This window comes from Streptomyces sp. NBC_00726 (genome assembly GCF_045161735.1).
GTDB lineage: Bacteria > Actinomycetota > Actinomycetes > Streptomycetales > Streptomycetaceae > Streptomyces.
On sequence record NZ_CP108983.1, the window covers coordinates 4,422,263 to 4,445,305 of the forward strand.

16 protein-coding genes and 1 pseudogene are annotated in these 23,043 nt (G+C 68.9%); 13 read left to right on the forward strand and 4 right to left on the reverse strand.

Features of this window, described 5'->3' with window-relative positions; genetic code table 11:
• The first annotated feature begins 19 nt into the window (after positions 1-19).
• From OG338_RS19950 to OG338_RS19985, 8 genes and pseudogenes are all read left to right on the forward strand, one after another.
• Positions 20-1,084, forward strand: coding sequence for an iron-siderophore ABC transporter substrate-binding protein (locus tag OG338_RS19950; RefSeq protein WP_405938621.1), 1,065 nt, complete (start codon positions 20-22; stop codon positions 1,082-1,084).
• Positions 1,081-3,177, forward strand: a complete 2,097-nt coding sequence (locus OG338_RS19955) for an iron ABC transporter permease (protein WP_405938622.1) — start codon at positions 1,081-1,083, stop codon at positions 3,175-3,177. The genes OG338_RS19950 and OG338_RS19955 overlap by 4 nt, the downstream gene beginning before the upstream one ends.
• A 19-nt stretch (positions 3,178-3,196) precedes the next feature.
• A complete protein-coding gene (locus tag OG338_RS19960) occupies positions 3,197-4,333 on the forward strand; it encodes a peptidase C39 family protein (RefSeq protein ID WP_405938623.1) in 1,137 nt (378 codons plus the stop codon).
• Between the two features lie 69 nt (positions 4,334-4,402).
• A complete protein-coding gene (locus OG338_RS19965) occupies positions 4,403-5,656 on the forward strand; it encodes a GNAT family N-acetyltransferase (protein ID WP_405938624.1) in 1,254 nt (417 codons plus the stop codon).
• A gap of 119 nt (positions 5,657-5,775) precedes the next feature.
• Positions 5,776-6,864, forward strand: coding sequence for a redox-regulated ATPase YchF (gene ychF / locus OG338_RS19970; protein WP_405938625.1), 1,089 nt, complete (start codon positions 5,776-5,778; stop codon positions 6,862-6,864).
• Between the two features lie 307 nt (positions 6,865-7,171).
• Positions 7,172-7,369 (forward strand): annotated as a pseudogene (locus tag OG338_RS19975) (hypothetical protein); the annotation flags it as partial.
• Between the two features lie 139 nt (positions 7,370-7,508).
• Complete coding sequence (locus OG338_RS19980; RefSeq protein WP_405940473.1) at positions 7,509-7,595, forward strand: hypothetical protein; 87 nt, start codon at positions 7,509-7,511, stop codon at positions 7,593-7,595.
• 422 nt (positions 7,596-8,017) lie between these two features.
• Positions 8,018-8,296 (forward strand): hypothetical protein, encoded by a 279-nt coding sequence (locus tag OG338_RS19985; protein ID WP_405938626.1) that lies wholly within the window; start codon positions 8,018-8,020, stop codon positions 8,294-8,296.
• A 179-nt stretch (positions 8,297-8,475) separates the two neighbouring features.
• Here OG338_RS19985 and OG338_RS19990 read toward each other — a convergent pair whose 3' ends face one another.
• The gene (locus OG338_RS19990) at positions 8,476-8,916 is read right to left on the reverse strand and encodes a hypothetical protein (protein ID WP_405938627.1); all 441 of its coding nucleotides are present in this window, start codon (positions 8,914-8,916) and stop codon (positions 8,476-8,478) included.
• Positions 8,917-9,281: 365 nt separating this feature from the next.
• Between OG338_RS19990 and OG338_RS19995 the strand changes: the two genes are divergently transcribed.
• The 4 genes from OG338_RS19995 to OG338_RS20010 are packed head-to-tail and all read left to right on the forward strand — an operon-like array spanning position 9,282 to position 16,702.
• Entirely contained in the window at positions 9,282-11,714 is a 2,433-nt protein-coding gene (locus OG338_RS19995) for a type I restriction-modification system subunit M (RefSeq protein ID WP_405938628.1), read from the forward strand.
• Positions 11,715-11,716: 2 nt separating this feature from the next.
• Positions 11,717-12,898: a restriction endonuclease subunit S gene (locus OG338_RS20000; protein ID WP_405940474.1), complete on the forward strand. Its 1,182-nt coding sequence runs from the start codon at positions 11,717-11,719 to the stop codon at positions 12,896-12,898.
• Positions 12,895-15,987, forward strand: a complete 3,093-nt coding sequence (locus OG338_RS20005; RefSeq protein ID WP_405938629.1) for a type I restriction endonuclease subunit R — start codon at positions 12,895-12,897, stop codon at positions 15,985-15,987. Before OG338_RS20000 ends, OG338_RS20005 begins: the two co-directional genes overlap by 4 nt.
• Complete coding sequence (locus OG338_RS20010; protein ID WP_405938630.1) at positions 15,974-16,702, forward strand: M48 family metallopeptidase; 729 nt, start codon at positions 15,974-15,976, stop codon at positions 16,700-16,702. The genes OG338_RS20005 and OG338_RS20010 overlap by 14 nt, the downstream gene beginning before the upstream one ends.
• 844 nt (positions 16,703-17,546) lie before the next feature.
• Here OG338_RS20010 and OG338_RS20015 read toward each other — a convergent pair.
• Positions 17,547-18,128, reverse strand: coding sequence for a TetR/AcrR family transcriptional regulator (locus OG338_RS20015; protein ID WP_405938631.1), 582 nt, complete (start codon positions 18,126-18,128; stop codon positions 17,547-17,549).
• 155 nt (positions 18,129-18,283) lie between these two features.
• Here OG338_RS20015 and OG338_RS20020 point away from each other — a divergent pair, with 155 nt between their 5' ends.
• Positions 18,284-19,099, forward strand: a complete 816-nt coding sequence (locus OG338_RS20020; protein WP_405938632.1) for an SDR family NAD(P)-dependent oxidoreductase — start codon at positions 18,284-18,286, stop codon at positions 19,097-19,099.
• Between the two features lie 55 nt (positions 19,100-19,154).
• Here OG338_RS20020 and OG338_RS20025 read toward each other — a convergent pair whose 3' ends face one another.
• Both OG338_RS20025 and OG338_RS20030 read right to left on the reverse strand, forming a co-directional pair.
• The gene (locus OG338_RS20025) at positions 19,155-19,874 is read right to left on the reverse strand and encodes a lytic polysaccharide monooxygenase (protein WP_405938633.1); all 720 of its coding nucleotides are present in this window, start codon (positions 19,872-19,874) and stop codon (positions 19,155-19,157) included.
• Between the two features lie 287 nt (positions 19,875-20,161).
• Positions 20,162-23,005: an AAA family ATPase gene (locus tag OG338_RS20030; RefSeq protein ID WP_405938634.1), complete on the reverse strand. Its 2,844-nt coding sequence runs from the start codon at positions 23,003-23,005 to the stop codon at positions 20,162-20,164.
• Positions 23,006-23,043 lie beyond the last annotated feature (38 nt).

The following is a 23,043-nucleotide window of genomic DNA, read 5'->3' on the forward strand; positions in this document are numbered from 1 at the left end:
TTGAGAAAGAGGACCCTCCATGAACCGCGTCAGCCGCCTGACGGCCGCAGCCTCGACCGGGCTCGCCCTGTTCGCCCTCACCTCCTGCGGTACGACCGACGCCGACGACGTCACGGCCAAGAGCAGCACCAGTGCGGCCCCGGCGTCCAAGAGCTGCGCCGACGACACCACCACCACGTCGACCGGTCCCGTCTCCCTCACGGACGGCGTCGGCCGGCAGGTGAAGCTCGACAAGCCCGCGAAGCGCATCGCCGTCCTGGAGTGGCAGCAGGTCGAGGACGCGCTGACCCTGTGCGTCACCCCCGCCGCCGTCTCCGACGCGAAGGGCTACAGCACCTGGGTCAGCGCGGAGAAGCTGCCCGACGGGGTGACCGACATCGGCACCCGCGAGGAGCCCGACCTCGACACCCTGTACGCGGCCAAGCCCGATCTCATCGTCGTGGAGGCGTTCGACGCCAAGGACGAGATGATCAAGAAGCTGGAGAAGCGCGGCGTCCCCGTACTCGCCACGCGCGGCGCCAACCCGAAGGACCCGATCGGGAACATGCGCCAGGTCTTCAGCATGATCGGCCAGGCCACCGGACGCACCGAGCGCGCCGACCAGGTCCTCAAGGAGTTCGACGCCCACCTCGCGAAGGCCAAGCAGCAGGTCACCGACGCCGACCTGCCGACGAAGGACTTCGTGTTCTTCGACGGCTGGCTGGAGGGCAACAACCTCACCGTCCGCCCCTACAGCGACGGCGCCCTCTTCACCGAGCTGGGCAAGGAACTCGGCCTGAAGCCCGCATGGACCAGCAGCGTCAACAAGGAGCACGGCGACGGCGGCGTCGACCCCGCCTACGGCCTCGCGCAGACCGATGTCGAGGGCCTTGTCGCAGTGGGCGACGCCAACCTCTTCTACGCCAACGACGAGGGCGCCGGCGGCTACGTCGCCGCGCTCCAGAAGAACCCCATCTGGAAGAAGCTCCCGGCCGTCAAGGAAGGCCGCGCCCACGCCTTCCCGGCCCGGGTGTGGGGCGCCGGCGGCCCCCGCTCCAACGAGCAGGCGATCGACGCCTACGTCGACGTACTCGACAAGAAGTGAGCGCCGTACCCACCGAGGGAGCGTCCACACACCCACTCAAGGAACGCGGCGGCGCTCCCGCCGGGGCGGCCGTCCTGGCGGTCCTCCTCGCCGCGACCGTCCTGGTGGGCCTGTGGCACCTGACCCAGGGCACCTCGGGCGTCGGCTTCGGCGACCTGGTGCGCCACCTCGCCGGGGAGCGGGACAGCGCCGACGGCGCGCCGGTCGGCGAGATCCTCACCGGCTCCCGGCTGCCGCGGCTCTTCGCGGGCGTCGCGGTGGGCTTCGCCCTCGGCTGCGCCGGCACCCTGCTCCAGTCCGTCACGCACAACGCGCTGGCCTCGCCCGACACCCTCGCGGTGTCGGCCGGGTCCTACTTCGCCGTCTCGCTCGTCGCCGCCTTCGGCCTCTCCGTACCGCTGTGGGCCTCGGGTGTCGTCGCCTTCGCCGGCGGCCTGGCCGCGGCGGCGCTCGTGCTGCTCCTCGCGGGCCGGGCGGCGGGCACCTCGGGCACCCGTCTCATCCTCGCCGGATCGGCGCTGGCGATGGCCCTGGACTCCGCGACCGGGATGCTCCTCATCCTGTTCAAGCAGAACACCACCGGCCTCTACGCCTGGGGCAGCGGTTCGCTCTCGCAGCTCGACATCGACGCGTCGCTGCGCGCCATCCCCCTCGTCGCCCTCGTGCTCTGCGCCGCCCTCGCCCTTTCCCGGCGGCTCGACGTGATGAACCTGGGCGACGACACCGCCGCCACCCTCGGCGTGCCGATCCGGAGCACCCGGGTGTTCGCCGTGGTCTGCGCGGTCCTCCTGACCAGCACCTCGGTCACGCTCGCGGGCCCGATGGCCTTTGTCGGCCTCGGCGCCCCCGTCCTCGCCCGCCTGATCGCCGGGCGGGTCCGCGCGCTGCGCCGGCACCTGCTCCTGATCCCCGCCGCCGGTCTGCTCGGCGCGCTGCTCATCCTGCTCGCGGACGCGGTCCTGCGCGCGGTGCAGGGGGCGGACGGGGCGGCCTCCATCCCGACCGGGGTGCCGACCGCGCTGCTCGGCTCCGTCGTGATCGTGGTCCTCGCGCTGCGGCTGCGCGACACCGGCCGCATCCAGCAGCCGCCACGGGCCCGGGTCGCCGCCCGCACCCGGCGCGCCTACCTCCTCGTCGTGACCGGCGCGGCGGTCCTGCTGGCCGTGGTCGCCCTCGTCGGCACCCTGGCGGGGAGCCTCTGGCTGAAGACCGGGGATGTCGCGCTCTGGCTCCAGGGCACCGCCCCCGACCTGATCGGGGCCGCCCTGGACGACCGGGTGCCCCGGGTCACCGCCGCGATCCTCGCCGGCATGGCGCTCGGACTCGCCGGATGCGTGGTGCAGGGCACCGTACGCAACCCGCTCGCGGAGCCGGGAATCCTCGGCATCACGGCGGGCGCCGGTCTCGGCGCTGCGGGCGTCGTCACCTCGGGGCTCGGCGGCGGACGGACGGTGCTCGTCGCGGTCGCCGTCGCGGCCGGGCTCGCCACCTTCGCGGTGATCGCCCTGCTGGCCTGGCGCGGCGGCTTCCTGCCCGACCGCTTCGTACTGATCGGCATCGGTGTGGGGTACGGCCTCAGCGCCGTGACCACGTTCCTGCTGCTGCGCGCCAACCCGTACAACACGCCCCGCATCTTCACCTGGCTCTCCGGCACCACCTACGGCCGTACGTTCTCCGACACGGTCCCGGTAGCCGTGGCCCTGGCCCTCGTCCTCCCCGTACTGCTGGCCATGCGCGAACGGCTCGACCTGCTCGCCGTGGACGAGGACACCCCGCGCATCGTCGGCGTCCGGGTGGAGCGCACCCGCTTCGCGGCCCTGGCCATAGCCGCCGTGCTCGCCGCGCTCAGCGTGATCGCCATCGGCGTCGTCGGCTTCGTCGGGCTCGTGGCCCCGCACCTCGCCCGTTCGTTGGTCGGCGCCCGGCAGGCCCGCGCGATCCCGGTCGCGATGCTGCTCGGCGGGGTGCTGGTGTGCGTGGCGGACGCGCTCGGGCGCACGGTCGCGGCCCCTTCCCAGGTGCCGGCGGGGCTGATGATCGCGCTGGTCGGCGCGCCGTACTTCGTGTGGGTGCTGAAGCAGTCCCGCGCGTGACTTTCCCTGGAGCACTCGCATGCCATCGTCCCCCGCCGCGCAAGAAGGGTCCCTGCCGTCCGTGAACAGCGTCGTCATGCCGTACGAGCCCGGCCTCGCGTCCGCACTCCCTCCGGAGGTGGCGGAGCGCTGGGACACGGTCGACCGCTCCGCCCACGCCCCGCAGATCGTCGCCGTCCCCGGTGCCGGCGAGGAGTGGACGGGCGCCGCGCTCGTGACCGCCCGCCCTGGCACGGCGTATCTGAAGATCGTGGATGCCGTGGGTGACGTACCGGCCGTCATGGAGGCCGTCGCCGTGCACGCGCGCGAACAGGGCCTCGTACAGCTGAAGTGGGAAGGCTGGACGGTCACGCCGGAGGAGGCGGCCGCCGAGGGCTTCGCGCCTCTTGACCCGCCGCTCTCGCAGTCGGCGGGCGCGAACGGGCCGGCCAGTGGTTACGTCCGGTGGCTCAGCGAGGACGCGGTGACCACGCCTCCGTACTGCGGGCGCGCGGTGACCGAGCCTCCGTACTACGGGCGCGAGGTTACCGCGCCTCCGTACTACGGGCAGACCACCCACTTCAGCTGCGGTGCCGTCACCGCCCTCGTCGCGCAGGTGCACGCGGGCGCCCTGCCGCGCGAGGCGCTGGACCGCGGTGCGGAGCTGACGCTGTGGCGGGACGCGACCAACTTCATGGCGTGCGAGCCCGTCGGCCTGGGCGTCGCCCTGCGCCGCGCGCAGCCGTCGTGCGGGGTGACGGTCCACCTGGACACGGACCGGCCGGTCATGCTCGACCACCTCGACCCGGGCGAGGCGGAGTGGCGCGCGCTGCTCCAGCGGGAATCCCGTACGGAGGCCGGGCGCATCGGCGTACCGGTCGACCCGGACCACCTCCCGCTGAGCGCGGTCCGGGACGCGATCGGCCGGCAGGACCACGTACTCCTGCTGCTCTCGCTCGCCGCGATGCAGGGGTTCGAGGTGCCGCACTGGGTCCTCTGCCACGGTGTCGTGCCCGGCGCCGTGGTGATCGACGACCCGTGGGCGAACGGCGCGACCGGGGACACCTGGGTCGACGCCCACCTGCTTCCGGTGCCGGACGCGTCGCTGGACGCGATGTCGAGGATGGCGCCGGGGGGCTTCCGCGGGGCTGTGACCCTGCGCTCCGTCCGCCGGTAATCCGGTGCGCCCGGCGCGGGGTCACCCGTACCCTGAGCCCCTTTCCGACCCCGAGGAGAAAACCCAGTGATGGAGATCCGTCCCACGACCGACGAGGACTTCCAGGTCTTCGTGGAGACCGTCCACACGGCCTTCGGACAGTTCCCGGAGACCCCGATCGCGGACGGCGGACGCTGGTGGTCGGCCCTGGAGATGGACCGCGGCCTGCTCGCCGTGGCACCGGACGGCAAGCCCGTGGGCACCGCCGCCGCGCACTCCTTCGAGCTGACCCTCCCCGGCGGCGAGCTCGCCCCGGCCGCCGGAGTGACCGCCGTCGGCGTCCTGCCCTCGCACCGGCGGCGCGGCGTGCTCAGCGCGATGATGCGCCACCAGCTCGCCGAGGTGCGGGAACGGGGCGAGTTCCTGTCGGTGCTGCTGGCGTCGGAGGCGCGGATCTACGGGCGGTACGGGTACGGCCCGGCGACGATGACGGCGCGGCTGACGGTGCAGCGGCACCGGGCGGAGTGGGCGGAGCCGCGGGGCGGTGCGGCCGAGGACGGGTCCGGCTCCGGGACCAGCTCCGGTTTTGGTTCCGGCTCCGGTTCCGGTTCCGTGGAGGTCCTGCGGCGGGCCGACTGCGGCGAGATCCTCGAAGCCGTCTACGACCGGTACCGCCGCGCGCAGCCCGGCGCGCTGTCCCGGCCGCACCACTGGTGGGACCTGGGCGCGGGCCAGCCCCCGGTGTCCCGTGCGCCCCGCTATGTGGCCGTCCACCGGGACGCGGACGGCACACCGAACGGGTACGCGAGCTACTCGACCGAGTCCGGCACCCTGACGGTGGACGAGACCATCGCCGCCGACGACGCGGCCTTCACCGCCCTGGCCCGGTACGCCCTCGGGCACGACCTGGTCTCCCAGGTCGTGTTCCGGCACGTCCCGCCGGAACACCCGCTGCGCCGGCAGCTCGCGGACATCCGGGCCGGCGAGGTCGGCGGCCACACGGACTGGCTCTGGGTGCGCCTGCTCGACGTACCGCGGGCGCTGACGGCGCGCGGCTGGTCCACGGACGGGGAGCTCGTGCTGGACGTGGCCGACCCGTTCCTGGGCGAGCACGGCTGCTACCTGCTGACCGTGCGCGACGGCAGGGCGGAGTGCGTGGCCACGGACCGGCGGCCCGACCTGTCGCTGGACGTACGGGACCTGGGCTCGGTCTACCTCGGCGGCACCCGGCCGAGCACCCTCGTAAGGGCCGGACACATCCGGGCGCACGACCCGGCCGCCGCCGCCCGCGCGGACGCGCTGTTCGCGAGCGACGTCGCCCCGCACTGCCTGCACTGGTTCTGACCGGGGAGAGCTACGCACCCTTGTCCCTGTACCGTGATACGCGCACGTGGACGATGGCGCGCCTGGGCCGCCGTCGCGGCCGACCCCACCCTTCTTGATCCTGAGCGGACGTTTGTGGCATGAGTACTAGTATCGGAATCGTCGGACTGCCGAATGTCGGCAAGTCGACCCTGTTCAACGCCCTGACCAAGAACGACGTGCTGGCGGCCAACTACCCGTTCGCCACGATCGAGCCGAACGTCGGCGTGGTCGGCGTCCCGGACCACCGTCTGGACGCCCTGGCAAAGATCTTCGGTTCGCAGAAGATCCTGCCGGCGACGGTGGACTTCGTGGACATCGCGGGGATCGTACGGGGCGCGAGCGAGGGCGAGGGCCTGGGCAACAAGTTCCTCGCGAACATCCGCGAGTCGGACGCGATCTGCCAGGTCATCCGCGCCTTCAAGGACGAGAACGTCGTCCACGTCGACGGCAAGGTCTCGCCCAAGGACGACATCGAGACGATCAACACGGAGCTGATCCTCGCGGACCTCCAGTCCGTCGAGAAGGCGATCCCGCGCCTCCAGAAGGAGTCCCGCCTCCAGAAGGAGAAGGTCGCGGTGCTCGCGGCGGTCGAGGAGGCGCAGAAGATCCTCGAAGCCGGCGACACCCTCTTCCACGCGGGCATCACCGCCTCCACGGAGAAGGGCCGCCTCCTCCACGAGCTCCACCTCCTCACCACCAAGCCCTTCATCTACGTGTTCAACGTGGACGAGGACGAGCTGGTGGACGAGGACTTCAAGAACGAACAGCGCGCCCTGGTCGCCCCCGCCGAGGCCATCTTCCTGAACGCCAAGATCGAGTCCGAGCTGATCGAGCTGGACGACGACGAGGCCCTGGAACTCCTCCAGTCCATGGGCCAGGAAGAACCCGGCCTCGCCACCCTCGGCCGCGTCGGCTTCGACACCCTCGGCCTCCAGACGTACCTCACCGCAGGCCCCAAGGAAACCCGCGCCTGGACCATCAAGAAGGGCGCCACCGCCCCCGAGGCCGCCGGCGTCATCCACACCGACTTCCAGAAGGGCTTCATCAAGGCAGAGATCATCTCCTTCGAAGACCTGACCGAAACCGGCTCGGTAGCCGAAGCCCGCGCAGCGGGCAAGGCCCGCATGGAGGGCAAGGAGTACGTGATGCAGGACGGGGACGTGGTGGAGTTCCGCTTCAACGTGTAATGCCTGATTCCTTGATCGCCGAAAGTGGCTGGTCGTAGTAGGAAACCCCAGGTCAGGGGCCAGATCTTCGGGTTTGGTCCCTTCCTGTTTTCTCCGGTGGATTCAGGCATTTTCCGGGTTGTGTGCTGACTTCGTGCTGACTCTGGGGAGGTGGTTGGGGCGGTGATGACCTGGGCTTTCGAAGGGGCATCGCAGGTGCCGGGATGACTCTGGCGAGGGAAAGAGGACGGGAGTCCTCAGTGGCCCGCTCGCAGGCCCTCTTTATGCAAGAACGCGCATGGTCGCGAGAGTGCGTAGACGGCCGTGCATGACGTCCGCACCGTCGTTCTGGGCGGCTTCCGGCGGGGCTGCGGACTTGGGGGTTCACGGGAGCGTGTTGCGGGAGGCAGCCCTGCTCTTGGCTGGTGAGAAGTGGCAGGCGAAGTTCAGCGAGTTCACGAGCGGGGCTTGGCGGCTGGAGACACCCCCCGTCTACCGCGTCCCACAGGAGGCTGACGAGTTCTCCCGGTTCGCAGGGGAGCGGTTTCCCGGCCCCTACGAGGATGACTGGACGGCGCTGATCCGCATCCTCGACGTCACGGACCGGACGAACCCTGGGAGGTGTCGACGACTTCTGGATGTTCGACCGCTCCACGGTCGTCCTGATGAAGTACGCCGACGACGGGACGCAGATCGAGCGGGAACTGTACGAAGGTGATCCCGCCCCGTTCCTGGAGTACGTGACTGCGTGACGTTCGAGCCCGAGCAGCTCGGCCAGTCCGCTCAGGAACTCGCCGCCACGCTGGTGAGCCGTATCGGGAACGGCAGGGTGCGCCCCACTCTGGTGGACATAGAGTGCCTGCTCACTGCCCTGGAAGCCCCGTCGGCCCTGGTGGCCGAGGTATCGGCGTTGGCCCCTACATGCTCACGGCTCTGCTGTCGACCCCGGAGTACATCCGGGCCGGCTGGAGCACATCCCCGGTGACCACAGCCGGGCGGCGGCGAAGAAGCTGGAGCGGCAGGACGTCCTCTACGACCGCCGCAAGCAGTTCACGTTCCTCGTCACCGAACAAGCTGCGCGCTCCCCCTTCGTCCCTCCGGACGCCATGCCGTGCAACTGGACCGGCTGGCGTCGCTGACCCACCTGCCGGGCTGCCCTCTGAACACGTTCACCATGTACGACGAGCGCTTGGTGACGGTGGAGACAACCACCGGGGTCATGGTCTTCCGCGACCCACGGGACATCCGGATGTACCTCGACGAGTTCGCCGGATACGAGGAACTGACGCTCTTCGGCGAGGATGCCGTGACATCGGAGAACCTAGGCGGGGAGACGTACGAGATGCACGAGACGTACAAAACACAGACGATGGTGGCCAGGATCGATAGCGATGAGAGGCATGACTTGTTGAGTGGAGAGGTCCGTCCGAAGTCGCGGGTGGTGGAGGTATGACCCCTTGAAGCCCGCTTCATCGGCCGCCACGTCTTAGCAGCTCAGGTTCTGCCACGGTTCCAAGACCGACGAGAGCCTCCCAGTGCACCTCGTCAAGGTCAGCATTCCATTAGGTCAGTGGGGGCAAGAGCGTCTCGGGGGCCTCTGCCGGCACTGTGCGGAGCCCCTCACCCGGACGCTCAGGCTGCGGTCTCGTAGAGCCACCGGCTAACCAGGGTGTAGCCGTCAGGAAGCTCACCCCCATCCGTCAGCTCCCTGTATCTCTCCCTGGCCTCCGGGCTGGCTTGCTGGCCACGGGGGAGCCTTCGCAGGAAGGGGTCGCGATCGGGGTCTGGGTGGGACTGGCGGGTCTGGCTCGCGGCTTCAGGATCGGAGAAAGGCTCCTGCGCCTCGCCGTCCTCGGCGTACCCGGCATCCTCGGCTTCGTCTTGCGCCATACCGTCCGACTTGAAGGCCATGACGGCGACAGCCACTCCCGCAGCGACGCCCACGGTCACGGCCATGGTTTTGACGACCTGGATCGTCCTCGGGTGCTTCTCGGCCCAGCCCTTCGCCCGCTCGCGGAAAGAGGTGGGTTCGCCATCGTCGGCGGTGGGCTCGCTGGGCGTGGAGTCAGTCACTCACACAGATTTACCGGACGCAGCCCTCAACAGTCAGGCAATCAGCTGACATTGCCCGATCAGGTTCCGTGGCGCTCGTACGTCTTCAGGTCTTGCGAAGGTGCATCCTTTGGCCACCGCAGACCTGATTGCCGTCTTCGCTCTGTGACCCGTCGGGCTGCCCTGCTGGCGGGGACCGCAAGTCGTCTCTCTTCCCGTACAGGGCAGCTCGGTCGCTTTCTCTACTACGCTTCCCGCGTGGACTCGGCCGCCGCACGCGTGGAACTCGCATCGATGGCTGGGAACGGCCGCGCGACGTGCTTCACGCCGCAGGCATCAGGGTTGGCGGCCCGCGCGACCGCCATGACATACCGGGAAGAAGAGCCTTGGCCCTCAAGAAGACAGACCTCTACAGCTCGCTCTGGAAGAGCTGCGACGAGCTGCGCGGCGGGATGGACGCCGGCCAGTACAAAGACTACATTCTCACGCTGCTCTTCGTGAAGTATGTCTCAGACAAGGCCAAGGCGGACCCCGACAGTCTCATCGACGTCCCGCCGGGCGGTTCCTTCGACGACATGGTCGCCGTCAAGGGGGACAAGGAGATCGGCGACCGCTTCAACAAGATTATTAGTCGGCTCGCCGAGGCGAACGGCCTGCGCAACGTCATCGACCTCGCCGACTTCAATGACGAGGAGAAGCTCGGTAAGGGCAAGGAGATCCAGGATCGGCTCTCAAAGCTCGTCACGATCTTCAGCGACCTGGACTTCCGCGGCTCCCGAGCTGAGGGCGACGACCTCCTTGGCGACGCCTACGAGTACTTGATGCGCCACTTTGCCACGGAGTCCGGCAAGAGCAAGGGCCAGTTCTACACCCCCTCCGAGGTGTCCCGCGTGCTGGCCAAGGTGGTCGGCATCACCAAAGCCACCCGCCAGGACCAGACGGTCTACGACCCGACCTGCGGCTCCGGCTCGCTTCTCCTGAAGGTCGCTGCCGAGACATCACGCGGCATCACGATCTACGGCCAGGAGAAGGACAACGCCACGTGGGCGCTCTCCAAAATGAACATGATCCTGCACGGGCACGAGGACGCCGGGATCCTCAAGGGCGACACCATCACAAGCCCTCAGTTCACCAACGGGAACGCACTCCAGACATTCGACTTCGCCGTGGCCAACCCACCGTTCTCGATCAAGTCCTGGAGCAACGGACTGGAGCAGGAGTACGGCCGCTTCGAGTATGGCCGGCCGCCGGAGAAGAACGGCGACTATGCCTTCCTGCTGCACATCCTCAAGTCGCTCAAGAGCGCGGGCAAGGCAGCCGTCATCCTTCCGCACGGCGTGCTCTTCCGCGGCAACGCCGAAGCCGACATCCGGCGACGCCTAATCAAGCAAGGGTTCATCAAGGGCATCATCGGCCTCCCCGCGAACCTCTTCTACGGGACTGGCATTCCCGCCGGCATCATCGTTTTGGACAAGGAGAACGCCGTCGGCCGCACAGGCGTCTTCATGATCGATGCGTCTAAGGGCTTTATCAAGGACGGCAACAAGAACCGCCTCCGCAGTCAGGACATCCACAAGATCGTCGATGTCTTCACGCGGCAGACCACGATCGAACGCTACTCGCGCATGGTCCCGCTGTCGGAGATCGCAGATCCGAAGAACGACTACAACCTCAACATCCCCCGCTACATCGACTCCTCCGAACCCGAGGACATCCAGGACCTCCACGCGCACCTGCACGGCGGCATTCCTGACCACGACCTCGACGCGCTCGGGGGCTACTGGGACGCCTTCCCGCAGTTGCGGGGCCGGCTGTTCGAGCCGAACCGCCCTGGCTACAGCGATCTGACCATCGAGGTTAGCCAAGTTCAGCAGGCCATTCTTGATTCCCCCGAGTTCCAGAAGTTCACCCAAGAGGCCCGGGAGCTCAATACTGAGTGGTTCGAGACTCATCGCGAGCAGCTCGAAGGGATCGACGAGACTACTCGGCCGAATGATCTCATCGCCGCCCTTGGCGACGACTTGCTCGCCCGCTTCAAGCGGGTGCCCCTGCTGGACGAGTACGACGTCTACGAGCAACTTATGACGTACTGGCACGACGTCATGCACGACGACGTCTTCATGATCATGAATGAGGGCTGGCTCGGCGCTGCCAAACCGCGCGCCATCGTGGTGGACAAGACTCGCAAGCTCTCCGAGGCGCCCGACCTCGTTGTGGGCACCGGCCGCGGCGCCACCAAGTACAAGACGGACCTCATCCCGCCGGCCCTGATTGTGGCGCGCTACTTCGCGAAGGAACGCGCCGAGGCCGATGGGCTGGTGACGGAAGCGGAAGACGCCGGTCGTGCCGTCGACGAGTACGTCGAGGAGCATGCCGTCGAGGATGGGCTCCTGGCGGAAGCCCTGGACGACGGAAAGATCACCAAGGCCCTCGCGTCGGACCGCCTGAAGAAGGCCCGCCACGAGAAGGCCGACGCCGAGGAAATCGCGGCTCTCGCGCATCTGGTCAAGCTCTACAACGCGGAGGCAGTAGCCAAGAAGGCGAGCAAAGAAGCAGAGTCGACGCTCGGCCTCGCCGTGCTGAAGAAGTACGGCGAGCTCACGGACAGCGAAGTACGGACGCTGGTGCTGGCAGACAAGTGGCTGGGGACGCTCACCACGCGGGTGACCTCTGAGGTCGAGGGGCTCACCTTGGGTCTGGTCAAGCGGATGCAGGAGCTTGGCGGCCGCTACGGGCAGACCGTGGACGCGCTCAAGGCCGCAGCGGACGAACTCGAAGACAGCGTCGCCACGATCCTCGCCCAGCTGGGGGTCAAGTGACCATGGAATCGGGAAACGCTGCTCATGTTCCGGACGGATGGGTGGAGCGATCCCTTGGGGAGCTCTGCGATGTCATCACCGATGGGACGCACCACACTCCCACCTACGTGCCACGCGGCATTCCGTTCTTCAGCGTCGAAAGCGTCACGAATGGCGAATTCGTCAATGTGAAGCACATCTCCCCGGAAGAGCACCGTCGGTTGATCTCGCGCTGCCGGCCGCAGCGCGGCGACATTCTCATGACGCGAATCGGATCGCTGGCCGACACGAAACTTCTCGACTGGGATGTCGAGGCCAGTATCTATGTCAGCCTGGCCCTGCTGCGGCCCGGCCCGAAGATTGACGGCCGATATCTGTACGTCTTCACCAAATCCCGCCGATTTGTGAAGGCGGTGGAGGATCGATCTCTCCTCTGGGCCATCCCCAAGAAGATCAATATGGGAGACATCGCCCACGTACCTATCTGCCTTCCCGTCGATCCGTCCGAGCAGAAGAGGATCGCGGACGCCGTCTTCACCGCCGATGAGTACGTACAGAGGCTGAGCCGTCTTCTCGTGAAGAAGCAGCAGATCGCGCAAGGTCTCGCCCAGCAACTGCTCACCGGGTCCACGCGGCTTGCCGGATTCTCCGCACCTTGGGGCGAGGCCCGACTCGGCGATGTCGCACGGATCAAGACCGGCTCTCGAAACAACCAGGACAAGACCCCTTCGGGGCCGTATCCGTTCTTTGTGCGCTCGGCAAATGTGGAGCGGATCGACTCGTACTCCTACGACTGTGAAGCGATTCTCGTCCCCGGAGAAGGCGGCATCGGATCGATCTTCCACTACATCGTCGGCAAGTTCGAGGCGCACCAGCGCGTATACGTGATCAATGATTTCGGTGATTCTGTAAACGGGCGCTTCGTATTCCAGTACATGAAGCACTACTTCGGCGCGCACGCCATGGAGAACAGCGTCAAAGCGACCGTTGATTCCCTTCGACTGCCCACCTTCAAGATGTTTCCGCTGGCCGTTCCGGAGCTGGCGGAGCAAGAAGCCATCGCACGCGCTCTCGACGACGCCGGTGCCGAGATCCGTGTGTTGACAGAGCGGCTCACCAAGGCGAGGGCCGTCAAGGTCAGCCTGATGCAGGAACTGCTCACCGGACGAACCCAGTTGCCGGTGGGAACGGAGGAAGCCAAGTGAGCGATGTCGGACAGCTCGAGCGCGAGACCCAGGACCGGGTCGTCCGGCTGTTCAGGGAGCGGCTGCGCTACCGCTACCTTGGCAGTCGTGAGTACCGCACCGGCAACTCGAACATCGAGGTCGAGCTACTGGAGTCGAACCTCCGAGCTCGCGGTTACGACAGCGCCCTCGTGAGCAAAGCAATCGACCAGCTGATGAAGGCCGCCGCGCTCGGCGGCGGTCGCGACCTGTACGAAGCGAACCGTGCCGTTTATGGCTTGCTGCGCTACGGGGTCGGGGTCAAACCGGGCGCCGGTGAGCGGTACGAGACGGTCAAGCTCATCGACTGGGACGACCCGCAGGCCAATGACTTCGTCGTCGTGGAGGAGGTGACGATTGTCGGGAAGCAGACGAAGCGGCCCGACATCGTGCTTTACGTCAACGGTCTGGCTCTGGTGACTCTGGAACTCAAGCGCTCCCGGGTGGCGGTGAGCGAGGGCATCCGGCAGACCATCGGCAACCAGAAGCCCGGGTTCATCCGGCCGTTCTTCTCCACTGTCCAGCTCGTGCTCGCCGGCAACGACGTGGAAGGTCTGCGCTACGGCGTCATCGACACGCCTGAGAAGTACTGGTTGCAGTGGAAGGAGTCCTCCGACGTCGAGGAGCCGCTGGACCGCGCCCTGATCCAGATGTGCGGCAAGGAGCGACTGCTTGAGCTGATCCATGACTTCACTGTCTTTGACTCCGGCGTCCGTAAGGTGTGCCGTCACAACCAGTACTTCGGTGTCAGGGCCGCGCAGGAACGTATCGGTCGACGCGAGGGCGGCATCATCTGGCACACCCAGGGGTCGGGGAAGTCGCTCACGATGGTGTGGCTGGCGAAGTGGATCCGGGAGCATCAGAAGGACGCGCGAGTCCTCCTGATCACCGATCGCACCGAGCTGGACGAGCAGATCGAGAAGGTCTTCAACGGCGTCAACGAGCAGATCTATCGCACCAGTAGCGGCGTGGATCTCCTGGACACTCTGAACAAATCCACCGAGTGGCTCATCTGCTCTCTCGTCCACAAATTCGGTAGCTCAGCGGATGGTGCGGACACAGCCGAGGCGAGTAACGAGTTCATCAAGGAGCTCAAGGCCAGGGTTTCCAAGGGCTTCAAGGCCAAGGGCAACCTCTTCGTGTTCGTCGATGAGGCCCACCGCACCCAGTCAGGCAAGATGCACGACGCGATGAAGGACCTGCTGCCGGGCGCCATGTTCATCGGGTTCACAGGAACGCCACTGCTCAAGGCGGACAAGGCCACCAGCATGGAGACCTTCGGGTCGTTCATCCACACGTACAAGTTTGACGAGGCCGTCGAGGACGGCGCTGTACTTGATCTGCGCTACGAACCCCGTTCCATTGACCAGCACCTCACGTCGCCGGCGCAGGTGGACAAGTGGTTCGAGGCCAAGACCAGAGGCATGACCGACCTGTCCAAGGCGGAGCTGAAGAAGCGCTGGGGCACGATGCAGAAGGTCGTCTCCTCCGAGCCCCGGGCGAAGCAGATCGTGCAGGACATCCTTCTCGACATGGAGACCAAGCCCCGGCTGATGGACGGGCGGGGCAACGCGATGCTCGTGGGCGAGAGCATCTACCAGGCGTGCAAGTTCTACGAGCTGTTCTGCAACGCGGGCTTCCGGGGGAAGTGCGCCATCGTCACCAGTTACGCCCCGCGTCCCGGCGACATCTCCAAGGAGGACTCCGGCGCAGGCCAGACGGAGAAGCTCCGCCAGTACGACATCTATCGAAGGATGCTCGCCGACCACTTCGCAGAGTCCGAAGACGTCGCCATGACGAAGGTCGAGCAGTTCGAGAAAGAGGTCAAGCGGCAGTTTGTCGAAGAGCCGGGCCGCATGCGCCTGCTCATCGTGGTCGACAAGCTTCTGACCGGGTTCGACGCCCCGAGCGCGACGTACCTCTACATCGACAAGAAGATGAGTGACCACGGCCTGTTCCAGGCGATCTGCCGAGTCAACCGCCTTGACGGGGACGACAAGGAATTCGGCGGCATCGTCGACTACCGGGACCTTTTCAACTCGCTCCAGGACACCATCAACGACTACACCTCCGGTGCACTCGACGGGTACGAGCCGCAGGACATCGAGGGCCTGCTGACTGACCGGCTCGGTAAGGCGCGGGAAGCTCTCGACGAAGCGCTGGAACGGATCCGCGCGCTCTGCGAGGTGGTCGCGCAGCCCCGGCACACGCTCCAGTACCAGCAGTACTTCTGCGCGGCAGAGCCGGGCAACGCCGGGCAGCTGAAGGCTAACGAGCCCAAGCGGGTCGAGCTCTACAAGGCCGTGGCTGCCGTCACACGGGCCTTCGCTAACCTGGCGAACGACATGGAAGCCGCCGGGTACACGCGCCCGGAGGCCGAGGGCATCCGGGCTGAGATCCGTCACTACACGGCTGTCCGCGACGAGGTGAAGCTCGGGGCCGGCGAGGACGTCGACTTCAAGCAGTACGAGGCCGGCATGCGGTTCCTCCTGGACACCTACATCCAGGCGGACGCGTCCGAGGCCCTGTTCGACTTCGAGGAGGCCGGTCTCGTCCAGCTCATCGTCGAACTCGGTGCCGGAGCCCTCGATAAGCTGCCGAAGGGAATCAGGAGCAGTCCTGAAGCGGTTGCCGAGACGGTCGCCAACAATGTGCGCAAACTGATCGTTGAAGAGCGTGCGACGAACCCGAAGTACTTCGACAAGATGTCGGAGCTCCTCGACGCCATAATCGAGGAACGGCGCAGGGGTGCGATCGAGTACCAGGACTACCTTGCCAAATTGCTGGAGACTGCTGCGCAGCTCGGTAGGGGTGATTCCGGTGACGGCTACAAGTACCCTGCCTGGGCCACCAATGAGGCGAGGCGGGCCCTGATTGACTTCTTCCTCCCGGACGAGCATCTGGCCGTCGGGGTCGATACAGCGGTGCTCCACTCCAAGCCGCATGCCTGGGTGGGAAACCAGTTGAGGGAGCGCAAGGTCCGCAATGCGATCAAGCGAACACTTCCCGATGACTTCGACCGGCTGGATGAGCTTTTCGAACTGGTGAAAGCACGGCATGAGTACCACTAGCGCCCGCTTCGCTGTCCGAGGCATCGACGTCGATGTGATCTACAAGGACATCAAGAACCTGCACATCGGCGTATACCCGCCCATGGGGCGTGTCCGGGTGGCTGCTCCTCGGCAGCTGGATGACGATCAGGTCCGCCTGGCCGTCATCCAGCGGTTGCCGTGGATCAAGCGCCAACAGGATCAGCTGCGCGCCGCCCAGCGGCAGTCGGTACGCGAGATGGTCAATGGTGAGTCGCACTACGTCTGGGGTGTACGACGTCGCCTGAAGGTCATCGAGCGCCCGGGACGCCCGCATGTGGAGATCGACGGTGACCGGATGCTGTTGTACGTGCCGGCCGGCACGAGTGAGGAGCGCCGCCGCGACCTGCTCGACCAGTGGAGTCGCCAGCAGCTCCGGCAGGCGATCCCTGCGCTCATCGAACGCTGGGAGCCCAAGCTAGGGGTGTCGGTCCCGTGGTGGGGCATCCGGCGAATGAAGACCAAGTGGGGCTCCTGCAACCGGGAGACCCACCGCCTGTGGTTCAACTCCGAGCTGGCAAAGAAGCATCCCGAGTGCGTCGAATACGTCGTCGTGCACGAGATGGTCCACTATCTCGAACGAGGGCACGGTCAGCGCTTCACTCAGCTGTTGGACAGCTTCTTGCCGAACTGGCGCAGCCGTCGCGATGGCCTGAACGCCGCACCGCTTTCTGACGAGCTGTGGGCGGGGCGTTGAGTGTGGCGAGGGCTGCTCGGGACTGGTCGGAGCCTTCGCTGCGGCAAGAATCCCGCGCCTGACCTGGAGTCCACACTTCACGGCGTACCTCTCCTGGTCAGGGTTCGAGGACGAAGCGGTCGGCGACCTTGCCTTTGCCGATTGGGCACCCGAAGGGCCCGCTGCCGAGGTGTTGGCCGAAGCTCGGGAGCGCATGCGTGTGCACTTCCGTTCCCGTGCAGACGAGCGGCGTCAGGAGCTCGTCGACTCGTGGCGCGCGGAAGGCTTCTACCCATACGCGGGCGAGCCTGCCAACGATCAGGTGATCAAGGCGTCGACAGTGACGACGGGACGCCTCGATTTTCTTCCGCCTTCTCGGCCGGGACACACCGGCTCCGGCGGCTGTGCTGAGGGAGGACGGTAGCCGGGGGATCGTCGACATCGCCCATCAGCCGGACCGGATGCCCGGCTGTGCTGTCAACCAGCCCGTCTACCGGATCTGGAAGAGTCCGGGCTGTATGTGGATGAGATCGTCCGCGATGCCGGGCCAGTAGCCAGAGTCCCCAGGGTCCTCGACGGGGAACAGGTCACCGAGTCTTCCGGAGCACTGGCTGCCCGAGGAACTCGGTCGCGCCGTTGATCAGCGCAATCCCCGTCTCCGCCGCTCGGCCGGGGCCGAGGCCGTCATCGGGCCGCCGTCCAGCAAGGCCAGCGGAATCTTCGCGCGCGTGCGATCGCCGATGAGTGCGGCAACAGCAGCCAGGTCGGGTGAGCCGGTTACCTCGTGAAGGTACCGACCCGAGGGCCACGGGAGTCACCCGCCCGGCCCGGACGCGGTGGTACGCAACAGGCCACCGGAGGGCCGTCAGCCCCGCGCCCCCGCCCCGTGCAAGAACGTCTCCACCACCCGTGCCGCCATCGCGTCCGGGTCCGTCACCGGGTCGTTCGGGTTGCCGTGGAGGGTTTCGCCGAGGAGGGCGTAGTAGACGCGTTGGAGCCAGGGGAGGTCGGCGGAGGGGGTGATGAGGTGGTCCTCGCGGGCGCGGGCCAGGACGGTGAGGCAGTGTTCGGTCATCGTTCCGTGGAGGGCTGCCGCCTCCGTGCCGGGGGTGGCGGGGAGGCTCAGGGCGAAGGTCCAGGCGCCCTTGACCTCCAGGACGTTGGCGGTGATGCGGTGCAGGGCCACCAGGGGCGGGGCGGTGCTGGGGCGGCCGTCGTCCACCGCCTGGGCCAGCTGGCGGGCCGCCGACAGGGCCAGGGCGTCGATCAGTGCCTGGCGGTGTGCGAAGCGGCGGTGGATCGTCGTGCGGGACACGCCCGCCTCGGCCGCGATCTGCTCCATCGAAGCGCCCGGGTCCTTGGACAGCAGGCGTTCCGCCGCCTCCAGGATCAGGCGCATGCTGCGCTCCGCGTCCGCCCGCAGCGGCTTTGCCGTCGTGTCTCCCATGGCGCCTCCCGTGTCGGCCCTGAACCCTCGAAACGATACAGGGGTGCGCCACCTCTGGGTTAAGTGAGACTTACCCGTTGCAGTTAGTTGGGAAAGGTGTACGGTGATGTCTCAGTTACTCGTTCAGTCCGGCCAGTCCAGCGAAGGGACCTCCCATGCCCGCAACCGCCCTCGTCACCGGTGCCTCCTCCGGGCTCGGCGCGGAGTTCGCCGCCCAGCTCGCCGCCCGTGGGCACGACCTCGTCCTGGTCGCGCGTTCGGAGGACCGGCTCACCGCCCTCGCCGCGCGGCTGGAATCCGAGCACGGCGTCCGCGCCCACGTCCTGGTCCAGGACCTCGCCGAGCCCGGCGCCGCCCGCGCCGTCGCCGGCCGGCTCGACGCGCTCGGCCTGCGGATCGGACTGCTGGTCAACAACGCGGGGTTCGGGACCTGCGGCCGCTTCGAGGACATCGACGCGGAGCGCGACCACGACCAGCTGATGGTCAATGTCGTCGCGCTCGTCGGCCTCACCCACGCCCTGCTCCCCGGCATGCTGGAACGCGGCACCGGCGCCGTCGTCAACGTCGCCTCCACCGCGGCCTTCCAGCCCGCCCCGTACTTCGCGGTCTACAGCTCGGCCAAGGCGTTCGTGCTGAACTTCGGGCTGTCCCTGCGCCAGGAGTGCCGCGGCCGCGGCGTGCGTGTGCTCACCCTGTGCCCCGGGCCCGTGGACACCCCGTTCTTCGAGGCGATCGGCACCCGTGAGGCAGCCGTCAACGGGTCGATGAGCACCCCGGAGCCGGTCGTGCGCGCCGCGCTGGCCGCCCTCGACCGCGACCGCGCCTATGTCACCCCGGGGTTCGGCAACTCCCTGTCCGCGCACCTGCTGCCGCGCCGGCCGCGCGCCCTGGTCGCCGCGATCGCCGAGCGGGTCACCCGTAAGGTCCTCGCCTCCGGGGGCAGCGCGCGGAGCGAGTCGTACGCGGCATGAGCCCGGCCCCGTACGTACCTCTCCGCGAGGCCGGAGCCCCGCGGAGAGACGCGCGTCAGCAGGTGCCGAGGTCCTCCCAGACGCCCCACTCGCCGGTCGTGCCGGGCTGGTCGCCCTGGACCCACCACTTGGCGCGCCAGGTGTGCCCGTTGTACGAGACCGTGTCGCCGCCGTTGTACACGCGGCCGGCGTCCCACGCCGAGGCGGCGCAGTCGCCCGGGTCGCCGCCGTCGCCGTCACCGTCGCCGGGGGTGCCGCCCCCGCCGATCTGGAGGTCGATGCAGGCGTAGAACGCGTTGGCGGTGTCCGCGATGTTCCAGACGGCCAGTACCTTCTGGCGGCCGGAGTAGCCGCCGAGGTTCACATGGTGGGTCTTGGTGGCGCCGGGCTGGGCGCCGTTGTCGTTGAACTCGGCGATCTTCGAGCCGCCGATGTAGTACTGCCAGGTGCTCGTGGCGTGGCGGGCCGTCAGCGTCCAGGAGAAGTCGGCGGAGCTGCCGACCGGGGTCGCCTTCCAGCCCTTGTTGTCGTTGTCCAGCTCGGCGAACTGCGCGTTGCCTCCGCTACAGCTCATCAGGCCCTTGGGGCCCTCGACGCTCTGCGGCTCGTACTTGATCTGGCCGCAGTCGACCACACCCGACGCGCACTGCGCCTGGCGGCTCGGCGGCGAGGAGACGTAACCGTGCGCACTGGCCGTGGTGGCCGGCAGGACCACCGCGAGCAGGGGGGCGACTCCCGCACCGAGCACGAGGGCCAGTTTTCGCTTCGCGTTCATGCCAACTCCTTCGCTGGGGACTGCCGTGGGGTGACGGCAGCGGTCGGACATGCCCGCACCGGGCAGCGGCCCGTGTCTGGGGGGTGCCGGCGCGGTGGGGGCAGGGGTACGGCCGGTGGCGAGGGGGGCGCCGCCCGCAGCCCCCGCGCACGCCGACGACCGCCCGGGGGCGACCACGGCTCACCTTAGGTCTAGACCATACCCACGGGCGTGTACTCGTCAATAGTTCTGTACGTAATAGGGCCCGGGTGTGAACATGGCTTGTACGTAAGAATCTTGACGAGACGTCATATCGCAGGGCGGGTCATCACGATCCGCGCGATCTCCACCCGGGACTTCGCCCCCAGCTTGCGATAGGACCGGGTGAGCGCCGCCTCCACGGTCTTCACGCTGAGCGTCAGGCCCGCCGCGATCTCCCGGTTCGTCGCCCCCTGGGCCACCCGCGTCACCACACTGCGCTCCGTCGAACTCAGCCGCTCCGGCCACGCCTGGTCGTCCAGATGCAGCAGCGGCGCCTCGTCCGACCGGTCCCGCTCCGCCCGTACCCCCGCGACCCAGGCCCGCGCCCCCGCCGCCGTGAACACCCGCAGCGCCTGCGTGAACGCGGCATGCGCGCCGCCCTCGTCCCCGAGACGGCGGCGGACCCGGCCCAGCGCCACCCGGGTCCGCGCCTCCTCCAGGGCATACCCGGCGGCCCGCAGCCGTGCCGCCGCCTCCTCGTACCCCACCGCCGCGGCCCCGAAGCCCCCGCGCTCCTCGCACACCGCCGCGGCCGCCCGGTCCAGGGTCGCCAGAACGCCGGTGCGGCCGAGCCGGGCAGCCTGGGCGCGGGCCCGGTCGATCACCGAATCCGCCTCGTCCACCGCCCCGGAGCGCGCCAGGGCCTCCGCGAGATCGGCGTGCCAGCGGCGGGCCGCCGGATCGCCCTGACCCTGGGCGCTCTCCAGCTCCGCCGTACGGCGCAACAGCCCGGCCGCCCGCCCGAACTCACCGCCGAACAGCCTGATCCGGCCCTCCGCGTGCAGCGCCCTCGGCAGGAACAGCCGGTCGTCGTCGTCCTCGCTGTGCCGCCTCGCCGCCTCTGCCGCCGCCAGGGCCTGGCTCAGGCTGCCGCCCGCGGTCTCGGCCAGCGCCACCACGTACCAGGCGGGCCCCTGGCTCAGCCCCGCGTGCTCCGTGATCCGCAGGCTCTGCCGGGCCATCGACAGCGCCTGGCGGCACCGCCCGCGCTGGATCTCCAGCTGGGCGAGACCGATCAGACACTGGCTCAGACAGTCCGCCGAACCCCGCTGCCGCAGCGTGTACACCAGCGTCCGCAGCTCCGCCCGCGCCTCGTCCAATTGGTCGTGTGCCAGGTGGAAGCGGTGCTTGAGGTAGATCGGCCCGTTGTGGTGGCTCATCGCGTACGCGTCGTGCGGCGCGGCCAGCGCGGCGGCCAGCGTCGACTCCGCGTCGGGCCGCCCGAGGAACAGCTCCAGGGACGCCTGCTGGGTCAGCGCCAGCACCTCGGTCCGCCGGTCGCCCGCCCGCGCGGCGAGCCCCGCGGCGCGCGCGGCGTGATCGCGGGCCCGCTCCGCCGAACCGCCCACCATCCAGGCGTGCCAGCTCATCCGGTAATGCAGCGGCGCCAGCAGCCCGGGGTCGTCGCCCGCGTCCCGTACCGCCTCCGGGAACACGTCCGCGATCTCCGACATCGCCTGCCCCGAGGCGTCCACGACCACCGTCCAGGCGCGCACCCGGTCGGCGGGCCGGACCGCGTCGCCCAGCACCTCGTACGCCAGCTCCCGGGCGAAGTCCAGATCGCCCGCGTCCAGTGCGTCCTCGGCGGCGGTCAGCCGGCGGGCCGTGCCGGTGTGCCCGGAGCCGGCCGGGGTGTGGCGCGCCGCGAGCCGCCCGAGCCGGGCCGCCGTGCCCGGTGCGCCCCGGCGCCTGGCCGCCGACGCCGCCTCCGCCAGCCGGTCCGCGACCGCCGGGTCGGGGCCCGCCGTCAGCCGGGCGAGGTGGTGGGCCCGTTCCACCGGGTCGTCGGCCGCATCGGCCAGCGCGCGGTGCGCGTCCATCCGCAGTGCGTACGGGGCCCGCGCCTCCAGCACCATCGGCGTGAGCGGATCGGCGAACCGCAGCGCGCCCCGGTCCGGCGGCGCCAGCAGCCCGTGCCGTACGCAGGTGTCGACGTCCGCCGCGGCCTGCCGGCAGCCCGCCCGGCGCAGCAGCTCCACCGTCGGCCGGGCCGCCGCGCTCGCCGTCAGCAGCAGCTGCCGGGCCCGCGCCGGCAGCGCCTCCACCCGGTCAAGCACGGGCCGGCTCAGCGATCCGGGGACCGGCAGCGGCTCCCAGGAGTCGGGGAGCGGCGCCCCGGCGGCGGCCGATTCGTGCAGCCCGGCGGCGAGTTCCAGGGCGGTACGGGGATTGCCGGACGCGGCCTCGTGGAGGCGGGCGACCAGCTGCCGGGGCCAGGCCGGTCCGCCGTGCAGTCCGTGCGCGTCGAGCACGTCCGCGATCTCGCGCACCGTCAGGGCCGGCAGCGGCAGCGTCCGTACCGGCTGCGGGCACAGCTCGCGCGCGGCCGAGGCGTCCGGGCCGGTGTGCGGCGCGGTGCGCAGGGTGGCGAGCACGGCGTGGTGCGGACCGGTGCGGCGGGCCAGGAACAGCAGCACCCGGGCCGTCGGCTCGTCCAGCCACTGCACGTCGTCCACGACCAGCAGCAGCGGGCCCGCGGTGGCGAGCGCGGCGAGCACCTTGCGTACCGCGACCCGCAGGACCAGCGCGTCCCGGCCGCCCGTGGGGTCGGCGCCGGCGGGCGGCGTCCCGCGCAGCAGGGCGCCTTCGAGCACGGACCGCTCATGGGCGGCCAACGGGGCCAGGGCCTCGTCGCCGGCCGGGCCCAGCAGGTCGATCAGCCCGAGGAACGGGCTGTCCCGGTCGGCCGGGGACGGGGAGCAGCGCAGGACCCGGTGGCCGCGCGCCGCGAAGCCGTCCGCGATCCGTACCGCCGCCGTGCTCCTGCCGATGCCCGCCGGGCCGGTGAGCAGGACGGAGCCGCCGCCCTCCAGCTGGGCGCGGGCCGCCTCGCGCAGCGCGGCGCGGGTGCCGCCGGGGGAGGCGGAACGGTCGTGTCCGGTGCGGGTCATCGGGGCCCCTTCGCGCGCAGCCTTGTACCCTCGCCGCC